13 protein-coding genes are annotated in these 16,562 nt (G+C 62.8%); 7 read left to right on the forward strand and 6 right to left on the reverse strand.

Features of this window, described 5'->3' with window-relative positions; translation table 11 throughout:
* Nucleotides 1–116: 116 nt before the first annotated feature.
* From A3AI_RS0135785 to A3AI_RS0135810, 6 genes are all read left to right on the forward strand, one after another.
* Nucleotides 117–1,376, forward strand: coding sequence for a D-alanyl-D-alanine carboxypeptidase family protein (locus tag A3AI_RS0135785; RefSeq protein WP_024520127.1), 1,260 nt, complete (start codon nt 117–119; stop codon nt 1,374–1,376).
* Nucleotides 1,377–1,378: 2 nt separating this feature from the next.
* A complete protein-coding gene (gene tmk / locus A3AI_RS0135790; protein ID WP_024520128.1) occupies nt 1,379–2,071 on the forward strand; it encodes a dTMP kinase in 693 nt (230 codons plus the stop codon).
* On the forward strand, nt 2,068–3,114 hold the full coding sequence (locus A3AI_RS0135795) for a DNA polymerase III subunit delta' (RefSeq protein ID WP_024520129.1): 1,047 nt from the start codon (nt 2,068–2,070) through the stop codon (nt 3,112–3,114). Before tmk ends, A3AI_RS0135795 begins: the two co-directional genes overlap by 4 nt.
* 66 nt (nt 3,115–3,180) lie before the next feature.
* Complete coding sequence (gene metG / locus A3AI_RS44145) at nt 3,181–5,154, forward strand: methionine--tRNA ligase (protein WP_024520130.1); 1,974 nt, start codon at nt 3,181–3,183, stop codon at nt 5,152–5,154.
* A 12-nt stretch (nt 5,155–5,166) separates the two neighbouring features.
* Nucleotides 5,167–5,955 carry a TatD family hydrolase gene (locus A3AI_RS0135805; RefSeq protein ID WP_024520131.1) on the forward strand — a complete coding sequence of 263 codons (789 nt, stop codon included), beginning with the start codon at nt 5,167–5,169 and terminating at the stop codon, nt 5,953–5,955.
* A complete protein-coding gene (locus A3AI_RS0135810; protein WP_024520132.1) occupies nt 5,952–6,752 on the forward strand; it encodes an MBL fold metallo-hydrolase in 801 nt (266 codons plus the stop codon). The genes A3AI_RS0135805 and A3AI_RS0135810 overlap by 4 nt, the downstream gene beginning before the upstream one ends.
* A 188-nt stretch (nt 6,753–6,940) precedes the next feature.
* On the opposite strand, the gene A3AI_RS0135815 is transcribed toward A3AI_RS0135810, so the two are convergent.
* From A3AI_RS0135815 to A3AI_RS0135825, 3 genes are read right to left on the reverse strand one after another with little or no spacing between them, the layout of a single operon-like run.
* On the reverse strand, nt 6,941–8,590 hold the full coding sequence (locus A3AI_RS0135815; protein WP_024520133.1) for an acyl-CoA synthetase: 1,650 nt from the start codon (nt 8,588–8,590) through the stop codon (nt 6,941–6,943).
* A 24-nt stretch (nt 8,591–8,614) separates the two neighbouring features.
* A complete protein-coding gene (locus A3AI_RS0135820) occupies nt 8,615–10,501 on the reverse strand; it encodes a TRAP transporter large permease (protein WP_024520134.1) in 1,887 nt (628 codons plus the stop codon).
* A 54-nt stretch (nt 10,502–10,555) separates the two neighbouring features.
* Nucleotides 10,556–11,575, reverse strand: a complete 1,020-nt coding sequence (locus A3AI_RS0135825) for a TRAP transporter substrate-binding protein (protein WP_024520135.1) — start codon at nt 11,573–11,575, stop codon at nt 10,556–10,558.
* A gap of 451 nt (nt 11,576–12,026) precedes the next feature.
* Between A3AI_RS0135825 and A3AI_RS44150 the strand changes: the two genes are divergently transcribed.
* A complete protein-coding gene (locus A3AI_RS44150; protein WP_051382635.1) occupies nt 12,027–12,731 on the forward strand; it encodes a nucleoside deaminase in 705 nt (234 codons plus the stop codon).
* Between the two features lie 96 nt (nt 12,732–12,827).
* Here the strand turns inward: A3AI_RS44150 and A3AI_RS0135840 are convergent, their stop codons facing one another.
* From A3AI_RS0135840 to A3AI_RS0135850, 3 genes are all read right to left on the reverse strand, one after another.
* Complete coding sequence (locus A3AI_RS0135840; protein ID WP_051382637.1) at nt 12,828–13,598, reverse strand: phosphorylase family protein; 771 nt, start codon at nt 13,596–13,598, stop codon at nt 12,828–12,830.
* 348 nt (nt 13,599–13,946) lie between these two features.
* A complete protein-coding gene (locus A3AI_RS0135845; RefSeq protein WP_024520138.1) occupies nt 13,947–15,818 on the reverse strand; it encodes a bifunctional sugar phosphate isomerase/epimerase/4-hydroxyphenylpyruvate dioxygenase family protein in 1,872 nt (623 codons plus the stop codon).
* Nucleotides 15,815–16,552 (reverse strand): ABC transporter ATP-binding protein, encoded by a 738-nt coding sequence (locus A3AI_RS0135850; RefSeq protein ID WP_024520139.1) that lies wholly within the window; start codon nt 16,550–16,552, stop codon nt 15,815–15,817. Before A3AI_RS0135850 ends, A3AI_RS0135845 begins: the two co-directional genes overlap by 4 nt.
* Nucleotides 16,553–16,562: the final 10 nt, after the last annotated feature.

Raw genomic sequence — 16,562 nt, forward strand, 5'->3', positions numbered from 1 at the left:
GTGGCGCGCACGATAGGTCGCTTCGGCGCGATCGACAATTGCGCGCCAGCGCCAAAAGCTTGGTTGTTAGCGCCATTGCCAGCTGTTAGAACGCACCTCACCCAAGGACTTCGCTGATGGCGCCGCCGATGTCACCGTTCCGCCTGTGCAGGATTACGCGAGGTGGGCTTTTGCGCGGCCTGCTTGGTTTGCTGCTCGTGGTCTCGATCGGCTCGAGCGGCGCGCTGTTTGCCGCCAACCAAAGCATCACCGGCGTCAAAAAGGAGGAGGGTGGGTTCGACGGCGACGCGCCGACTGCGATCCTGATGGAAGCATCGACCGGCAGCATCTTGTTCGAGAAGAACGCCGACGAGATGCGCGCGCCCTCCAGCATGATGAAGCTGATGACCGCGGAAGTAGTGTTCCATGCGGTCAGGGAGGGCCAGGTCAAGCTGACCGACGAGTACCGGATCAGCGAGAACGCCTGGCGCCGGGGCGGGGCGCCGTCGGGAACCTCGACCATGTTCGCGGCCATCAACAGCAAGGTGTCGGTCGACGATCTCCTGCACGGCGCCATCATCCCGAGCGGCAACGATGCCTGTATCGCGCTGGCGGAGGGCATCGCCGGCAATGAGAAGATCTTCGCGTCCGACTTCATGACCAAGCGGGCGCGCGAGCTTGGGCTCGTCAAATCCACCTTTGGCAACGCCAACGGCCTGCCCGATCCCGGCAACAAGATGACGGTGCGCGAGCTTGCGATGCTCGCCCGCCATATCATCCTGGACTATCCCGAGTTCTACAAATTGTTCGGGGAGAAGGAGTTCACCTGGAACAAGATCCGGCAGCAGAACCGCAATCCGCTGCTCAATTCGCTTGATGGCGCCGACGGCCTGAAGACCGGATACACCAAGGAAGGCGGCTACGGCATGGTCGGCTCCGCGGTGCAAAATGGCATCCGCCTGATCGTCGTGGTCAACGGCCTGGAAGACCCGGAAGACCGCGCCAACGAAGCAAAGAAGATGCTGGAGTGGGGCTATCGCAATTTCGAGTGGCGCAACCTCTTCGCAGCCCAGCAGCCGCTCGGCTATGCGCGCGTGTTCGGCGGCGAGAGTCGCTCGGTGGCGCTAACCAGCCCCGAGCCGGTCAAGGTGATGGTGCAGAAGAACGGCAATGAGAAGCTGATCGCGCGCGTGATCTATAAGGGTCCGGTGCGGGCGCCGATCCAGGCCGGGCAGCCGATCGGCGTGGTCAGGATCTGGCGCGGCGCCAATGTCGCCGTCGAGCAGCCCCTTTATGCCGCCGAATCGGTCGCGACCGGATCGACTGTGCGCCGAGCGATCGACGGGGCGAGCGAACTGGTCATCGGCATGTTCCGGGCCGGCGTCGAGAAGCTCTGACCATGGCAGACGAGGCGATCAGACGGGCCCCGGGACGCGGGCGCTTCATCACATTCGAGGGCGGTGAGGGAAGCGGAAAGTCCACGCAAATCAAGCGCGTAGCTGAGCGTCTTGAGGCAGCGCATCTGCATACGGTCGTAACCCGCGAACCCGGCGGTTCACCGGGCGCGGAGATCATCCGTCATCTCGTGTTGTCGGGCATGGGCAAACTGTTGGGCGCGGAGGCGGAAACTCTGCTGTTTGCGGCTGCGCGCGACGACCATGTGCGTTCGGTGATCCTTCCGGCGCTGGCGCAGGGCACCTGGGTGCTGTGCGACCGCTTCTATGATTCGACGCGCGCCTATCAGAGCAGGGTCGGGCATGTCGCGCCGGCGCTGGTCAACGCCATGACGCGAGTGACCATCGGCGACTTGAAGCCGGACCTCACCATCATCCTGGACGTGCCGGTCGAGGTCGGCCTCGTGCGTGCCGCGGCCCGCCGCGGCAGCGGCGCCCCGGATCGCTTCGAATCCGAAGACGTCAAATTTCACCAGGCTCTGCGCGATGCGTATCGGGAGATTGCGACCGCGGAGCCGGAGCGTTGCGTCGTCATCGACGCCAATGCCGACGTCAACACCGTGGCCACAAAGGTCTGGACCGCCTTGCGCGACCGCTTCTTCGTCAACGCCTCCAACAGCGTGTCGAGTCCTGCATGAGCCCGCGTCAGACCGAAGCCGAGACCACGGTGGCGCATCCCCGCGAAACCACCGATCTGTTCGGGCATCGCGAGGCGGAAGCGGCGCTGCTCAACGCCTATCGCAGCGGGCGCATTGCGCATGCCTGGCTGCTCGGCGGCGCGCAGGGCATTGGCAAGGCCACGCTCGCCTATCGCATGGCGCGCTTTGTGCTCGCCCATCGCGATCCCTTGGCGGGACAGGTGCAGCGCGCGACCACGCTGCAGGTCGACGCCGACGATCCGGTGGCGCGCCAGGTCGCTGCCGGTGCGCATGGCGGGCTGCTGACGCTCGAACGCTCCCTCAATGACAAAGGCGTGATGCGCACGGTCATTACAGTCGATGAGACCCGCGAGACCATCTCCTTCTTCGGCTCTACCGCCGCGGTCGAGGGCTGGCGGGTCTGCATCGTCGACACCGTCGATGAGCTCAATCCCAACGCCGCCAATGCCTTGCTCAAGATTCTTGAGGAGCCGCCGCAGCAGTCGCTGTTCCTCCTGATTAGCCATGCACCGGCGCGGGTGCTGCCGACCATCCTGTCACGCTGTCGGAAGCTCGCGCTGCGGCCGCTGTCTGAGGCCGATGTTGTCGGCGCGGCTGCGCAGGCGGCCAGGCTTTCGGGAGATGATCCCGCCTTGGTTGAGGCGGCTGGGGCCGCGGAGGGCAGCGTGGCTCGGGCACTGACGCTGCTCGGCGGCGATAATCTGAAGCTCCAGCAGCGGACGGCGGCGCTGCTTGCGAGCTTGCCGAGGGTCGATCCGCGCGAATTGCATGCGCTCGGCGATTCGCTCGGTCTCAGCGACCGCGTGGCGCTTGGGGCCTTCGTCGACAGCATCGAGGCGTGGGTCGCCGAACGCCTGCGTGCCCCGGATCTCGATGCCAACGCAAGCCTGCCCCGCCTTGCACGGCTGGCGGAGGTGTGGGAAAAGATCGCCCGCGCCGCGCGCGACACCCAGGATTATAATCTGGAGCGAAAACCCTTCGTTTTCTCGGTGTTCGGCATGCTTGCGGAAGCAACGCGGTAGGGATTTTCGATTCCGCAAGCGACAATCCCGACAGGCAGTTTTGAGCTCAAGACAAGGATAGAAGCGGTGGCGACGCGTACGAAGACAATTGCCAAGAAGAAGGCCGCAAAGAAGGCGGGCAAGAAACGCGCGCGGAAATCCGCCGCCACCGCGAAAAAGCGTGCCAAAGCCAAGCGCAACGTGAAGAAGGCCAAACGCGGCGTGAAGAAGGCAAAGGGTGCGGCCAAGAAGGCCGGCAAGGCCAAGGCAACGAAGAAGGCGTCGACCTCGAAAAAGGGCTCGAAGAAGGGAGCAAAGAACGTTCCGGAGAAAGCCGCCAAGCCTCGCCCGGCACCGAAGGCGAAGACTGCGAAGCCAGCGATCCCCAAACCAGCGATCGCCAAGTCTGCAGTTCCTAAAGCCGCGCCTCCAAGGCCCGCCGCGCCAAAAGCACCGCGTAAGGCCGCAGCGAAACCTGAGCTCGTCGCAGCCGCAACGGCGCCCGCAGGGCCCGCGCGCGGCAACCGCTTCTACATCACGACCGCGATCGCTTACCCCAACGGTACGCCGCATATCGGCCACGCCTATGAGGCGATCGCGACCGATGCGCTGGCGCGCTTCCAGCGGCTCGACGGCAAGGATGTGTTCTTCCTGACCGGCACCGACGAGCACGGGCTGAAGATGGTTCAGACCGCCGAGGCCGAAGGCCTGGCAACGGCGGATCTCGCAACGCGTAACTCCAGCCGCTTCCGCGCGATGGACGAGCGCCTCAATGTCTCCTTCAACCGCTTCATCCGCACCACGGAGGAACAGCACCATCGCTCGACCCAGGAGATCTGGCGTCGCATGGAGGCGAATGGCGATATCTATCTCGACAGCTATTCGGGCTGGTATTCAGTACGCGACGAAGCCTACTACGCCGAAGACGAGACCACCCTCGGCGGGGACGGCGTGCGCCTTGGCGCACAGGGGACGCCGGTCGAATGGGTGGAGGAGAAGACCTATTTCTTCCGTCTCTCGGCCTACCAGGACAGGCTGCTCGCGCTTTACGGGTCGCAGCCGGATTTCATCGGCCCCGACGCGCGCAAGAACGAGGTGGTGAGCTTCGTCAGAAGCGGTCTGCGCGATCTCTCGATCTCGCGCACCACCTTCGACTGGGGCGTCAAGGTGCCGGAGGCCCCCGAGCACGTGATGTATGTCTGGGTCGACGCGCTCACCAATTACATCACCGGCGTCGGCTTCCCCGATGAGAGCGATTCGAACTGGCCTTACTGGCCGGCCGATTTGCACATCATCGGCAAGGACATCATCCGCTTTCACGCGGTGTACTGGCCGGCCTTCCTGATGTCGGCGGGCATCCCCGTGCAGAAGCGCGTCTATGCCCACGGCTTCCTGTTCAACAGGGGCGAGAAGATGTCGAAGTCGGTCGGCAATGTGGTCGACCCCTTCAACCTCGCCGACCAGTATGGCGTCGACCAAATCCGTTATTTCTTCCTGCGTGAGGTACCGTTCGGCCAGGACGGCACCTACAGCCACGAAGCCATTGTCGCGCGCATCAATGCCGATCTTGCCAACGGTCTCGGCAATCTCGCGCAACGCTCGCTGTCGATGATCGCAAAACAGCTCGGCGGCGTGCTGCCCGAGCCTGGTCCGTTCAGCGAGACCGACAAGGCGATGCTGGCTGAAGCGGATGCGATGATCGGCGCGGCGCGTAGTGCGATGGCAACACAGCAGATCCATCAGTGGCTCAACACAGTGTGGAGCGTGATCGCGGAGGGGGATCGTTATTTCGCTGGCCAGGCGCCCTGGGCACTGGCGAAGACCGATCCAGCGCGGCAGAAGACGGTGCTCTACGTAACTGCGGAGGTGGTCCGACAGATCGCCATCCTGACCCTGCCGGTGATGCCTTCGTGCTCGGCCAAGCTGCTCGACAGCCTCGGCATCCCCGAAAGTGAGCGGAACTTTGCCACCCTCGGCGGGGCGAGCCGGATCGCGCCGGGCACGGCGTTGCCGGCACCGCAGGCGGTGTTCCCGCGTTACATCGAGCCGACTGCCGCCTGAAAGCCCTGATCCATGCTCGTCGACAGCCATTGCCATCTGGATTTTCCGGACTTTGCCGGCGATCTCGACGGCATCGTCGCGCGTGCCGCGTCCGCCGGGATCGGCCGGATGGTCACGATCTCGACCCGGGTGCGGCGGCTTGGCGAATTGATCGCCATCGCCGAGCGCTTTCCCAACGTCTATTGCTCCGTCGGCACCCATCCGCATCACGCCGATGAAGAGGACGGCATCTCGCCGGACGAGCTCGTCAAGCTGACCGGGCATCCGAAGGTCGTCGCGCTAGGCGAGGCGGGGCTCGATTACTTCTACGACAATGGCTCTCCACTAGCGCAGGCGCGCGGCTTCCGCGCCCATATCGCGGCAGCTCGCGCGACCGGCCTGCCGCTCGTCATTCACACCCGCGAGGCGGATGACGATTGCCGCCGCATCCTGGAAGAGGAGGTGGCGAAGGGACCGTTCCGTGCCGTGCTGCATTGCTACACCGGCGGGCGGGAGCTTGCGATGCGGGCAATCGAACTCGGCCTCTCGATCTCCTTCACGGGAATCCTGACCTTCAAGAAGTCGGAAGCCTTGCGCGCGCTCGCGGCCGAACTGCCCGCCGATCGCATCATGGTCGAGACGGATTCGCCCTATCTCGCGCCCGGCAAGTTTCGCGGCAAGCGCAACGAGCCGGCCTATGTGGTGGAAGTCGCCAAGGTGCTGGCAGAAACGCGCGGGGTTTCGTTGGAGGAGATTTCCCGGCAAACGAACGAAAACTTCTTCCGTTTGTTCGCCAAAGTCCCGGCACCGCAGGCTGCATGACGCTGGCGCTCACCATTCTCGGCTGCGGTTCCTCGGCAGGCGTCCCGCGGCCTGCGCTCGGCTGGGGCAAATGCGATCCCGCCAATCCGAAGAATCGCCGCCGCCGCTGCTCCTTGCTGGTCGAGCGCAACACCCACCAGGGCACTACGCGCGTCGTCATCGACACCTCGCCTGACTTACGCGAGCAATTGATCGACGCCCATGTCGATCATCTCGATGCGGCATTTCTGACGCATGAACATGCCGACCAGACGCACGGCATCGACGATCTCCGCTCGGTGGTGCTGCACCAGCGCCGGCGCATTCCGACCTATTTCAACATGTCGACCGCCAAGGACATCATGGCGCGGTTCTCCTACTGCTTCATCTCGCCCGAGGGCAGCGACTATCCGCCGATCCTGGAGCGCCATGGAATCGAGGCCGGCGAGACCCGCAGCATTCATGGCAAGGGCGGGGAGGTGAAGCTCACCGCGTTTGACGTGCAGCACGGTAACATTCCTGCGCTCGGCTATCGCATCGGCAACGCAGCCTATTCGCCCGATCTCAGCGACATTCCGCAGCGGAGCTGGCCGCTGCTGCAAGGTCTCGATCTGTGGATCGTAGATGGCTTGCGCTACGCGCCTCATCCGAGCCATTTCAGCGTCGACGACGCGCTATCCTGGATCGACCGTTTCAAGCCCCGCCGCGCGGTGATCACCAACATGCATTCGGACCTCGACTACGAGGTGCTGCGGCAGAAGCTGCCGGAGAATGTGGTGCCGGCCTATGACGGGATGCGGCTCGAATTTGCCTCGTAGATAACCCGGGTGAAAGCCTAAAGCGCGATGAGATTTGGTTGAATCGTCATCGCGCTTTAGGTCTTTGATCCATGATCTTTTAAACCGCTACACACTTTTCCGGATCATGCTTTAGGTTGGCCTAAGCTTTGATGTCTAATTCTCTCCCATGATGTCCGTATATTTCCGGACTGGCATCATTGGTTACATCAGGCCGAGATTGCCTTTGCCGACTGCATCTGGTTGCGCAGCAGGAACTTCTGGATCTTGCCCGTCGAGGTCTTGGGGATCGGCCCGAACACGACGATCTTCGGCGTCTTGAAGCCCGACATGTGGCCACGGCAGAAGGAGATGATGTCGGCTTCCGTCGCGTTGGCGCCGTCCTTCAATTCGATGAAGGCGCAGGGCACTTCGCCCCATTTCGGATCCGGCTTTGCAACAACGGCGGCGAACAGCACCGCCGGATGCTTGTAGAGGATATCCTCGACCTCGACCGAGGAGACATTCTCGCCACCGGAGATGATGATGTCCTTGGAACGGTCCTTGATGATGACATAGCCGTGCTCATCGAGCACGCCGAGATCGCCGGTGTGAAACCATCCACCCGCAAAGGTTTCCTGCGTGGCCTTCTCGTTTTTCAGATAGCCCTTCATCACGATATTGCCGCGGAACATGACCTCGCCGATGGTCTCGCTGTCGCGCGGCACCTCCTTCATGGTGTTGGGATCTAGCACCGTGACGGCTTCCTCGAGCGGATAGGGCACGCCCTGTCGCCGCTTCATCTGCGCACGCTCGGCAGCGTCGAGTTCGTCCCAGCCCGGCTGCTCGGCGCAGACCGAGGCCGGCCCGTAGACCTCCGTGAGCCCATAGACATGGGTGAGCTTGATGCCGATGCTCTCGGCGCCTTCCAGGACTGCAACCGGGGGTGCCGCGCCGGCGATCAGCCCGACCACACGGCGCGCAGCCGTGCCCCTGGGCGCATCGGGCGCGTTGATCAGCGTGTTGTAGACAATCGGCGCGCCGCACATGTGCGTGACGCCGTGTTCCTTGATTAGCGCGAAGATTTTTGTCGGCTCGACCTTGCGCAGGCAGACATTGACGCCGGCGGCGGCAGCGATGGTCCAGGGAAAGCACCAGCCGTTGCAATGGAACATCGGCAGCGTCCACAAATACACCGGATGCTGGCCGAGTTGGCCTGCGAGGATGTTGCTGATGCCATTGAGGTAGGCGCCACGGTGATGGGTCACCACGCCCTTCGGATTACCTGTGGTGCCCGAAGTATAGCTCAGCGCAATCGCGTTCCATTCGTCGTCGGGATAGCGGGGGGCAAAGGCGGGATCGCCCTGGGCCACCGCCGCCTCATAGTCGATCTCGCCGATGCGGCCTCCGCCGGAATAGGCGGCGTCATCGACATCTATCACGAACGGCTTTGGTCCGCTGATCAGCTTGAGCGCCTCTGATATCACGCCCGAAAATTCCGGATCGACCAGGATGACCTTGGCGCCGCCATGATCGAGCTGAAAGGCGATAGAGGGCGCATCGAGACGGATGTTGAGCGCGTTCAACACCGCGCCGAGCATCGGCACGGCGAAATGCACCTCGTTCATTGCCGGAATGTTCGGCAGCATCGCCGCCACGGTATCGCCGACGCCGATGCCCTTGCCCGAGAGATAGGATGCAAAGCGCCGGCAGCGCGCATACGTCTCCGCCCAGGTGAAGCGCCGGCCTTCATAGACGGCGCTGGTCTGGTCCGGATAGACGGCGGCGCTGCGCGCGAGGAAGCTCAGTGGCGTCAGCGGCACATAATTGGCCGCGTTCTTGTCTAGACCGATATTGTACTGGTTCTGTCGTCCGTCCATCGGTCACCTCCCGCTTTTCACTGCCTACAGGAATCCGATCGAGATCCACGGAACTGCGGCAACGATAACAAGTCCGATCAGAAGCGCCAGCATATAACCCCAGATCGGTCGGATGCCTTGCACCGGGTCAACCCGCCCGATCGCGCAAGCCGCATAATAGCCGACGCCGAAGGGCGGCGCGAACAATCCGATGCCCATGGCGAGAATGATAATCATGGCATAGTGCACCTCGTGCACGCCGACGGCCTTCGCGATCGGAAACAGAAGCGGGCCAAACAGCACGATCGCCGGGATACCTTCGAGCACGCTGCCGAGGATGGTGAACGCCACGATCGAGACCGCGATGAAGCTTGCGCCGCCGCCCGGCAGGCCGGTCATGGCGGCCGCCAGCGCCCGGGAAAATCCTGATTGCGTCAGCCCCCAGGCCATGCCGGTCGCCGAGCCGATGATCAGGAGAATGGCGCCGGAGAGCGAGGCGGTCTCGATCAGCATCGGCAGCAGCCGCCGCCAGTCGAAGCGGCGGTAGATCAGGAGACCCACCACGAAGCTGTAGACAATGCCGATGGTGGAGACCTCGGTCGCGGTAGCAACGCCCTCGACAACGGCCGCGCGGATCACGAAAGGCAGCGCCAGCGCGGGCAGGGCGATGATGAAGGCCTTGCCCGCCTCGCCAGGGCTCGCCCGGCGCACATGGCTCAGATCTTCCTTGCGGTAGCGCCACCACACCAGCGTCGACAGCGTGATCGCCAGAACCACGCCGGGCAGGAGGCCGCCGGTGAACAGGGCCGAGATCGACACGCCCGTGACTGAGCCGATGGTGATCAGGACGAGGCTCGGCGGAATGGTCTCGGTCTGCGCGCCGGTTGCGGCGAGCAGCGCCACGAGATCGCCGGGGCGGGCGCCGCGCTCCTTCATCTCCGGGAACAGCACCGGCGCCACGGCCGCCATGTCGGCCGCCTTGGAGCCGGAAATGCCCGACACCAGGTACATCGCGCCGACCAGCACATAGTGCAGGCCGCCACGGACATGGCCAAGCAGGCTGGCGAGGAATGCAACCATGGCTCGCGCCATCCCAGTCATCTCGATCAGGAGGCCCAGGAATACGAACAGCGGCACCGAGAGCAGGATCAGATGGCTCATGCCCTCGTCCATCCGCCCGACCAGCACCATCAGCGGCGTCCGCGTGGTCAGCGCAAGATAGCCGAAGATGGCAAGCCCGAACCCAAAGGCAATGGGTACGCCTGCGAAGACGCAGAAGCCGGCGACGCCGACGAAGAAGATCACGAGATTGAGGTTGCCAAGCGGCTTGAACAAGGGCTGCGCCAGCCAGAACAGCCCGATCAGCACGGCAACCGACAGCACGGCCGCCGCGAGCAGCTTGATGTCGCCGACACGCGCGAGCCGCAGCAGTGCAAACAGCGCCATCAGGCAGGTGCCGACCGGCAGCGCCGCGGCGCGCCAGGTGTTCTGGATCTGCAGCGCCGGCGTGGTGATGAAGCTTTCTTCATAGGCGTATTGATAGGCCGGCCAGACGATCAGGAGCAGGAACGCCAGCGCCGCGCAGGTTGCGACCAGATCGAGATAGGCCCGCAAGCCCGGACCCGCGTTCCCCACAACTGCCGTCATCCGCATGTGCTCGGAGCGGCGGAACGCGACCGCTGCGCCCAGCATGGCAAGCCACAGGAACAGGATCGAGGCCAGTTCATCCGACCAGATCAGCGGCTGGCGCAGCACGTAGCGCGCCACCACGCCCGCAAACAGGATCGCGATCTCGGCTATGACCAGAAGCGCCGCCGGAATCTCCACCATCAGCCCCAACGCTTGATCGATGATGGCGATCGGGGAAGGGCGGCGAGGGGATTTCAGGGCCACCTCGCCTACAGTGACTTCTGTGATCTCGATGTGGGCCATGACAGACACGCCTTGGCTTGGGATGTTGTTCCGGCTCGGGCTTGATCTGCAAGCTTACGACAGCTTGCCTACGGCCTTCTCCAGGAGATCCCAGGCCTGATCGCCATACTTGCCCTTCCACTCGGCGTAGAAGCCGGCGGATTTGAGCTTCTCGCGGAAGGGCGCGGTGGTCGGCTGGTTGAACACCAGGCCCTTGGCCGCGAGGTCCTGCTGCAGGCCGGCATTAAGTTTTGCCACATCAGCGCGCTCGTTCACAGCGGCGGCGTTGATATGCTTGGCGACGATGGCCTGCAGGTCAGCCGGCAAGGCCTGCCAGGCACGGCGGTTGGCAAGGAACCAGAAGCCGTCCCACATATGGTTGGTCAGCGAGCAGTACTTCTGCACCTCGTACAGCTTGGCGGTCGAGATGATGGCAAGCGGGTTCTCCTGGCCTTCGACGACCTTGGTCTGCAACGCGGAATAGACCTCGCTGAAATTGATCGAGGCGGGCGCCGCATCGAAGGCCTTGAACATCGAGGTCCAGAGCGGCGAGACCGGCACGCGGATCTTGAAGCCCTTGAAATCATCAGGGCCATTGATCGGCTTGGTTGACGACGTGGTCTGCCGAAAGCCGTTGTCCCAGATCTTGTCCATCACCTCGAGGCCGGCCTTCTTGATCTCGCCCCGCACATAGGCGCCCAGATCGCCGTCCATGGCTTTCCAGACCGTATCGTAGTCCGGGAACGCAAAGCCGATGCCGTTGATCGAGGCCGCCGGCACCAGGGTCGACAGGATCAGGCCCGACAGCGTGAAGAACTCGACGCCGCCGGAGCGGATCTGGCTCAGCATGTCGGTGTCGGAACCGAGCTGGTTGTTGGGGAAAATCTGCAGATCGAAACGGCCATTGGTCTCGGCCTTGATTGCAGCGGCCATTTCTCTGGCGCGCGCGTTCAGGGGATGGGAGTCCGGGAGATTGTTGGCGTATTTGTAGGAAAATTCGGCCGCCTGAGCCCGCGCCACCATGGGGGCTGACAAGCCGCCCAGGACAGCCGAGGCGGCGGTAGCCTTCAATAGCGCGCGACGTGAAAAGCTCATCGATCTCTCCCTCAAACCCTTTGTTGTTGTGAGCTGCGATCAGCCGCAGCACGGCAGGCGACGTCCGCTTATTGCAGCGTGCGTGCCCGGCGGCAATATCGGCTTTGAGCTGAGGCGGAAAACGGCCTGTAACATCACCGCGAAGCCAACGAGAATGACGACAGAGCTGATCCACCGCAGCAGCATTTTCAGCTAAGTATCTGATCTATTTTGATATAAATATATTCCATAATATACCTTATGCGAATCAAAGAATGCTCGCGTCGGCTTCGCCCATCTTGGCTGTGCTCTATTCGGCTGCCGGCCGAATGTGCATAGCGTGTGCACAAGTCTTGCTCGGCCTCGCGGAGAAGGCGCGGACCGACGAAAGCGGCTGCGCCTTCAGAGGCCTGCCGAATGCGCATAGCGCGTGACACGATTTGTGGTCCAACCTGGCGGCTCGTTAATCCGAATGGATCAGCTGATGCTTATGAGCAGGCAGGAAGCTTACCTTCAAGATTTGCAAATGATGGAGCGATGCCTCAAGCTCGCTCAACATGGAGCGAAGAAAGGAGAGCTGCCGTTCGGCGCCCTAATCGTTACTCGCGGACACGTCATTGCCGAGGCGACAAATTGCGTTTCATCGGAGGGCGACGTGACGAGACACGCGGAGCTCGTGGCGCTTTCCGAGGCACAAAAGGTCTTGAAACGAAAGCGTCTGCAGGATTGCACCTTGTATTCGATCGTTGAGCCCTGCCCGATGTGTTCGTTTCCTGCAAGAGAGGCGCGGGTTGGTCGGGTCGTGTTCGCGCTTTCCTCTCCTGTGATGGGCGGATACTCGAAATGGGACGTGCTGAAGGACGATGATTTATCGAACAAGCTACCTGAGGTTTTTGGACCACCGCCGGAAATCGTCTCCGGCCTGTTGTCAGCGCAGGCTGAGCAGGTCTGGAGGCAGTGGAACCCGCTCGTCTGGCGCTTCATGAAACGAAGAGGTTGCGTTGGATCGGCGGTCGATCTGCCTGAGTGCCATCCAGCCGCGCCACGGCCCATGATTTCGTGGACCGTCTTGGCCGCCTTTTTGGCTGCGCCAGCACTTTTGGTGAGCAGGGCCTTCCTGCGCTCACGCGAGGCTTCGCAAGCAATCCCGAAGCTCGACCCGGAGTCCGACTCGTGAGCGCGCTCGCGACGTCGCCCTTCGCAATCGTCTATCCCTGTTTCAGCGAGAGCGGGATTCCAACGCCGCCGAGACGGCTTTGCTTCAATTCCTAGCCTACATCGGATGCGCAGCAGACGTTGCGGGAATCAGGCAGCTCAATGGTCGGCGTGAATGCAGGTGCGGGAAACCGAGGTGAGTTCCAAGCCGCCGTTTGGCCCTGCGCAATGCCCTCACCGCAATAACAGCGTCAACGGCTAATCGGCTAAGTCTAGGAAGTTGCCGTGGGTCTTTAACGACCGAACCTCCAATTTTACGCAGTCTAGGCTTACCTGCGGGTCCGATATTTATGAGCGCTGCTCTCGGAAGTATCCTATGGGCAGGGTTTAGAACAACGCGACAAACAGCAAAGGGAATTCTGAATTCAGCAGCAATTCGGGCCACGATTTGCGATTCCATATCGGCCGCGACAGCCCCGGTGGTGGCATGGAAGTCCCGTCTCTCCTCAAAACTTGTCATGGGGCAAGCCACTCCAGCAATCGGAGAGTAGCCAGAGCCAGGGATCATCCGAAGGAGCTCCTCGGCCCAGAGGAAGTCACTTGGATAAGCCTCATCTTTTCCGGCAAATACCGACGAAGCGATGACAACCTTACCCGGCCGAAGCTTCGGATCTAGCCCGCCGCATACGCCAAAGCTTATAAGGCCGCGCACACCCTGCCGGATGGCGTCACGTAAGAGAAAGGCGGTCCGGTGACCATCAGCGATCATCGCTGCCGTCCCGGCTATTTTGGCCTCAATTGCAAGTCCAACAACGGCGATCACGGCCTTCACATCAGGGGCGCCAGTCTGATCCTCCTCCGCGTCATTTACAGTCACAAGCAGGGTCATCGCAGGCCTTCTGAAACGATGTCTCTAGATTTAGCTTGCGAGCCCAAACAAGGTAACTTGGGGGCTGTGCGTTTCTGCGAAATCTATGTAGGTGTGCTTTCGCAGTCACTAATCATGGATCAGGCAAACGGTGCCGCCCCCTCGGCAGTTTTCAGGTAAGTGCCCCTCTCCGTCGAGACTGAGTTGCCGCTGTAGTCATTTCCCGGAGGTCGAAACGCCAGCGCGATGTAACCCTGCCATGCATGGTCTGGTTCAAGCCGCTGTCGCCGACCTCCGGGGTGGCGCCGCGCTCGGGCGCGTCTTGGGCTCGACGATGGTTGCACTCCCCGCTTTTGTTTCTTGTAAGCGTCAGATACGCGGCAGGCCGAGCGGTCGGACCTCGCGTTCCTGCGCGGCGAGCCGGATCGCCGCATTGGCCGCGCCAAATCCGCGGTAGTTGCGCCGCTCGACGATCTCGAAAAAGAACCGCTCATCGAAGATGTGGGTGTAGATCTGGAAGAACTCGCCGTCGCCCTCGCGGTCGTAGAGGATCCGATTGGCCCGCAGCGCCGCCATCGTCTCAGCCGTAAGATCGTACTTCGCTTCGATATCGTCGTAATAATTGTCGGGGATGTCGAGGAACCCCGCGCCGCGCCGCCGCATGTCAGCCACGGCAGCAAAGATATCATCGCAGATGAAGGCAATATGCTGGACGCCGGAGCCGAAGAATTCGGAGATGAAGCGTGAGGACAAGGTGCGATTGGCGGCCGAGCCGTTGAGGACAAAGCGCAGGCTCCGGTCGGTATTGATAAGCGCCTGGCTCTGCACCAGCCCTCGGGGGTCGGCGATCTCCTGCTGCGGCAGGCGCTTGAGATCGAGAATGCCGGTGTAGAACAGGTGCCAGGACAGCATCTCATCATAGGGCATCGATTGCGAGATGTGGTCGACCGCGCGTAACCGGTCGCCGCTCGCATCACTGGCGATGGCGTCGAAATCAGTGTCCCAGTTCTTGCCTGCGGTGTCGAGGAAGTAGAGCAAGCTGCCCCCGACGCCATGGATGGCCGGAATTTCCAGCTCACCCGGCCCGACCGGCTGATAGAATGTACGCGCCTTCAGCGCTTCGGCATGCGCCATCGTGCGCGCGGCGTCTTCGACATCGAGCGCGATCGCGCAGACGCCGGGACCATGAGTGACGTAGTGCGAGTGTGCAAAGCCGCCGGCCTCGCAATTGATCACCAGCTCGACCTTGCCTTGCGACCAGCGCTCCACCGCCTTGCTGCGATGCTTGCCGGTCTTGCGAAAGCCGATCTGGCCGAACAGCTCGGCGAGCTCGGCAGCCTTGGTCTCGTTGACGGCGAATTCCACAAAGCCTGTGCCGCGGCTCCGCGCCTTGGGCGCGAGCGTTTGTCGCGCAGGTTTCGGCCATTTGGCGGCCACCTGCTCTTCCAGAAGGATCAGCGAGCGCAGGCCGTCGATCGCGGTCCGGGCGGAGGAGCCGGCACGGAACTGGTCGTTGAAGATTTCCAGTGACAGCGCCCCCGCATAGCCGGTTGCTGCGATCGCCTCCATGAAGTCAGCCACCGGGAGATCGCCCTGCCCCGGGAAGCAGCGGAAGTGCCGGCTCCAGGAGAGGATATCGAGCTCGAGCCGTGGCGCGTCAGCCAACTGCACCAGGAAGATCTTGTCAGCCGGTATGGCGCGAATGGAGCGGGTCGGGAACGCCGGCGCCAGCGCATGGAAACTGTCGAGAATGACGCCGATGGCGGGATGATCGGCCCGCCGCACGATCTCCCAGGCGTCGCGATAGTCGCTGACATGCCGGCCCCAGGCCAGTGCCTCGTAGCCGACGCGCAGGCCCCGCGCCGCCGCTCGCTCGCCGAGCTCGCGCAGATCGTCGGCGGTGCGATCGATGCCGCCGAGTGAGGCCGGCGAGACGCTGCTGCAGACCAGGAGCAGATCGGTCCCCAACGCTTGCATGAGGTCGAATTTGCGTTCGGCGCGGATAAAATTGCGCGTGCGCTGAGGCTCGGGCATGCCCTCGAAATCGCGGAACGGTTGGTAGGCGCAAATCTCTAAGCCAAGGTCGCGGCAGAGCGCGGCGACCTCGCGCGGGCCGGCGCCGAACGACAACAGGTCGTTCTCGAAAATCTCGACCGCCTCGAAACCTGCCGCGGCGGCTGCGCGGAGCTTTTCGTCGAGCGCGCCTGACAACGAAACCGTGGCAATCGAGCGCTTGTTCATGCTGCCGTCTCCTCCATGGCACCGCCCAGGAACAACTGCCCGATGCGGGGATCGTGCAGCACGCGATCCGCCTTGTCGGCGAGCCGCGTCTGGCCGAGCTCGAGCACAATGGCATGGTCGGAGATTTCGAGCGCCGATCGCGCGTTCTGCTCGATCATCAGGATGGAGACGCCGCGATCGCGCAGGTTTTGCAGGATCTTGAACGTCTGCTGCACCATCAGCGGCGATAGCCCGATCGAGGGCTCGTCGATCAGCACCAGTTGCGGATCGAGCAGCAGCGAGCGCGCGATCTCGAGCTGCTTCTGCTCGCCGCCGGATAGCGTGGAAGCCTGTTGCGCCGACTTCCGCCGCAGCGCCGGGAACAGGTCGAGCGCGGCTTCGATGCGGCTCGCAACATCGATCCCGCGCCCGGCCGCGACGCCGCCGAGCTCGATGTTGTGGCGCACCGACAGCTCTGCAAAGATGTTGCGTCCCTGCGGCACGTAGCAGATGCCGGCATTGAGCAGCGCGCGCTGGCTCAATCCCACGACATCACGGTCCTTGAAGACGATCTTGCCCTCGCGCAGCTTCAACAGCCCGAAGATCGCCTTGAACACGGTTGACTTGCCGGCGCCGTTCGGGCCGATCACCGTCGTGATCGCGGCTCGCGGCACCGAAAAGGTGGTGCCGTTCAGGATCGTCATCTTGCCGTAGCCACCGATGAGGTTGTGAACGGATAGGATGCTGTCGCTCACGGCTTTGCCC

It is taken from the genome of Bradyrhizobium sp. Tv2a-2 (genome assembly GCF_000472425.1).
Lineage (GTDB): Bacteria > Pseudomonadota > Alphaproteobacteria > Rhizobiales > Xanthobacteraceae > Bradyrhizobium.

Bases quoted from the DNA above. Each gene is read 5' to 3' on its own strand.
- A3AI_RS0135795 (WP_024520129.1), top strand. From the start codon at position 2,068: ATGAGCCCGCGTCAGACCGAAGCCGAGACCACGGTGGCGCATCCCCGC.
- A3AI_RS0135845 (WP_024520138.1), bottom strand. From the start codon at position 15,818: ATGAACAAGCGCTCGATTGCCACGGTTTCGTTGTCAGGCGCGCTCGAC.
- A3AI_RS0135815 (WP_024520133.1), bottom strand. From the start codon at position 8,590: ATGGACGGACGACAGAACCAGTACAATATCGGTCTAGACAAGAACGCG.
- A3AI_RS44150 (WP_051382635.1), top strand. From the start codon at position 12,027: ATGGATCAGCTGATGCTTATGAGCAGGCAGGAAGCTTACCTTCAAGAT.
- A3AI_RS0135810 (WP_024520132.1), top strand. From the start codon at position 5,952: ATGACGCTGGCGCTCACCATTCTCGGCTGCGGTTCCTCGGCAGGCGTC.
- A3AI_RS0135785 (WP_024520127.1), top strand. From the start codon at position 117: ATGGCGCCGCCGATGTCACCGTTCCGCCTGTGCAGGATTACGCGAGGT.
- tmk (WP_024520128.1), top strand. From the start codon at position 1,379: ATGGCAGACGAGGCGATCAGACGGGCCCCGGGACGCGGGCGCTTCATC.
- A3AI_RS0135805 (WP_024520131.1), top strand. From the start codon at position 5,167: ATGCTCGTCGACAGCCATTGCCATCTGGATTTTCCGGACTTTGCCGGC.
- A3AI_RS0135820 (WP_024520134.1), bottom strand. From the start codon at position 10,501: ATGGCCCACATCGAGATCACAGAAGTCACTGTAGGCGAGGTGGCCCTG.
- A3AI_RS0135840 (WP_051382637.1), bottom strand. From the start codon at position 13,598: ATGACCCTGCTTGTGACTGTAAATGACGCGGAGGAGGATCAGACTGGC.
- A3AI_RS0135825 (WP_024520135.1), bottom strand. From the start codon at position 11,575: ATGAGCTTTTCACGTCGCGCGCTATTGAAGGCTACCGCCGCCTCGGCT.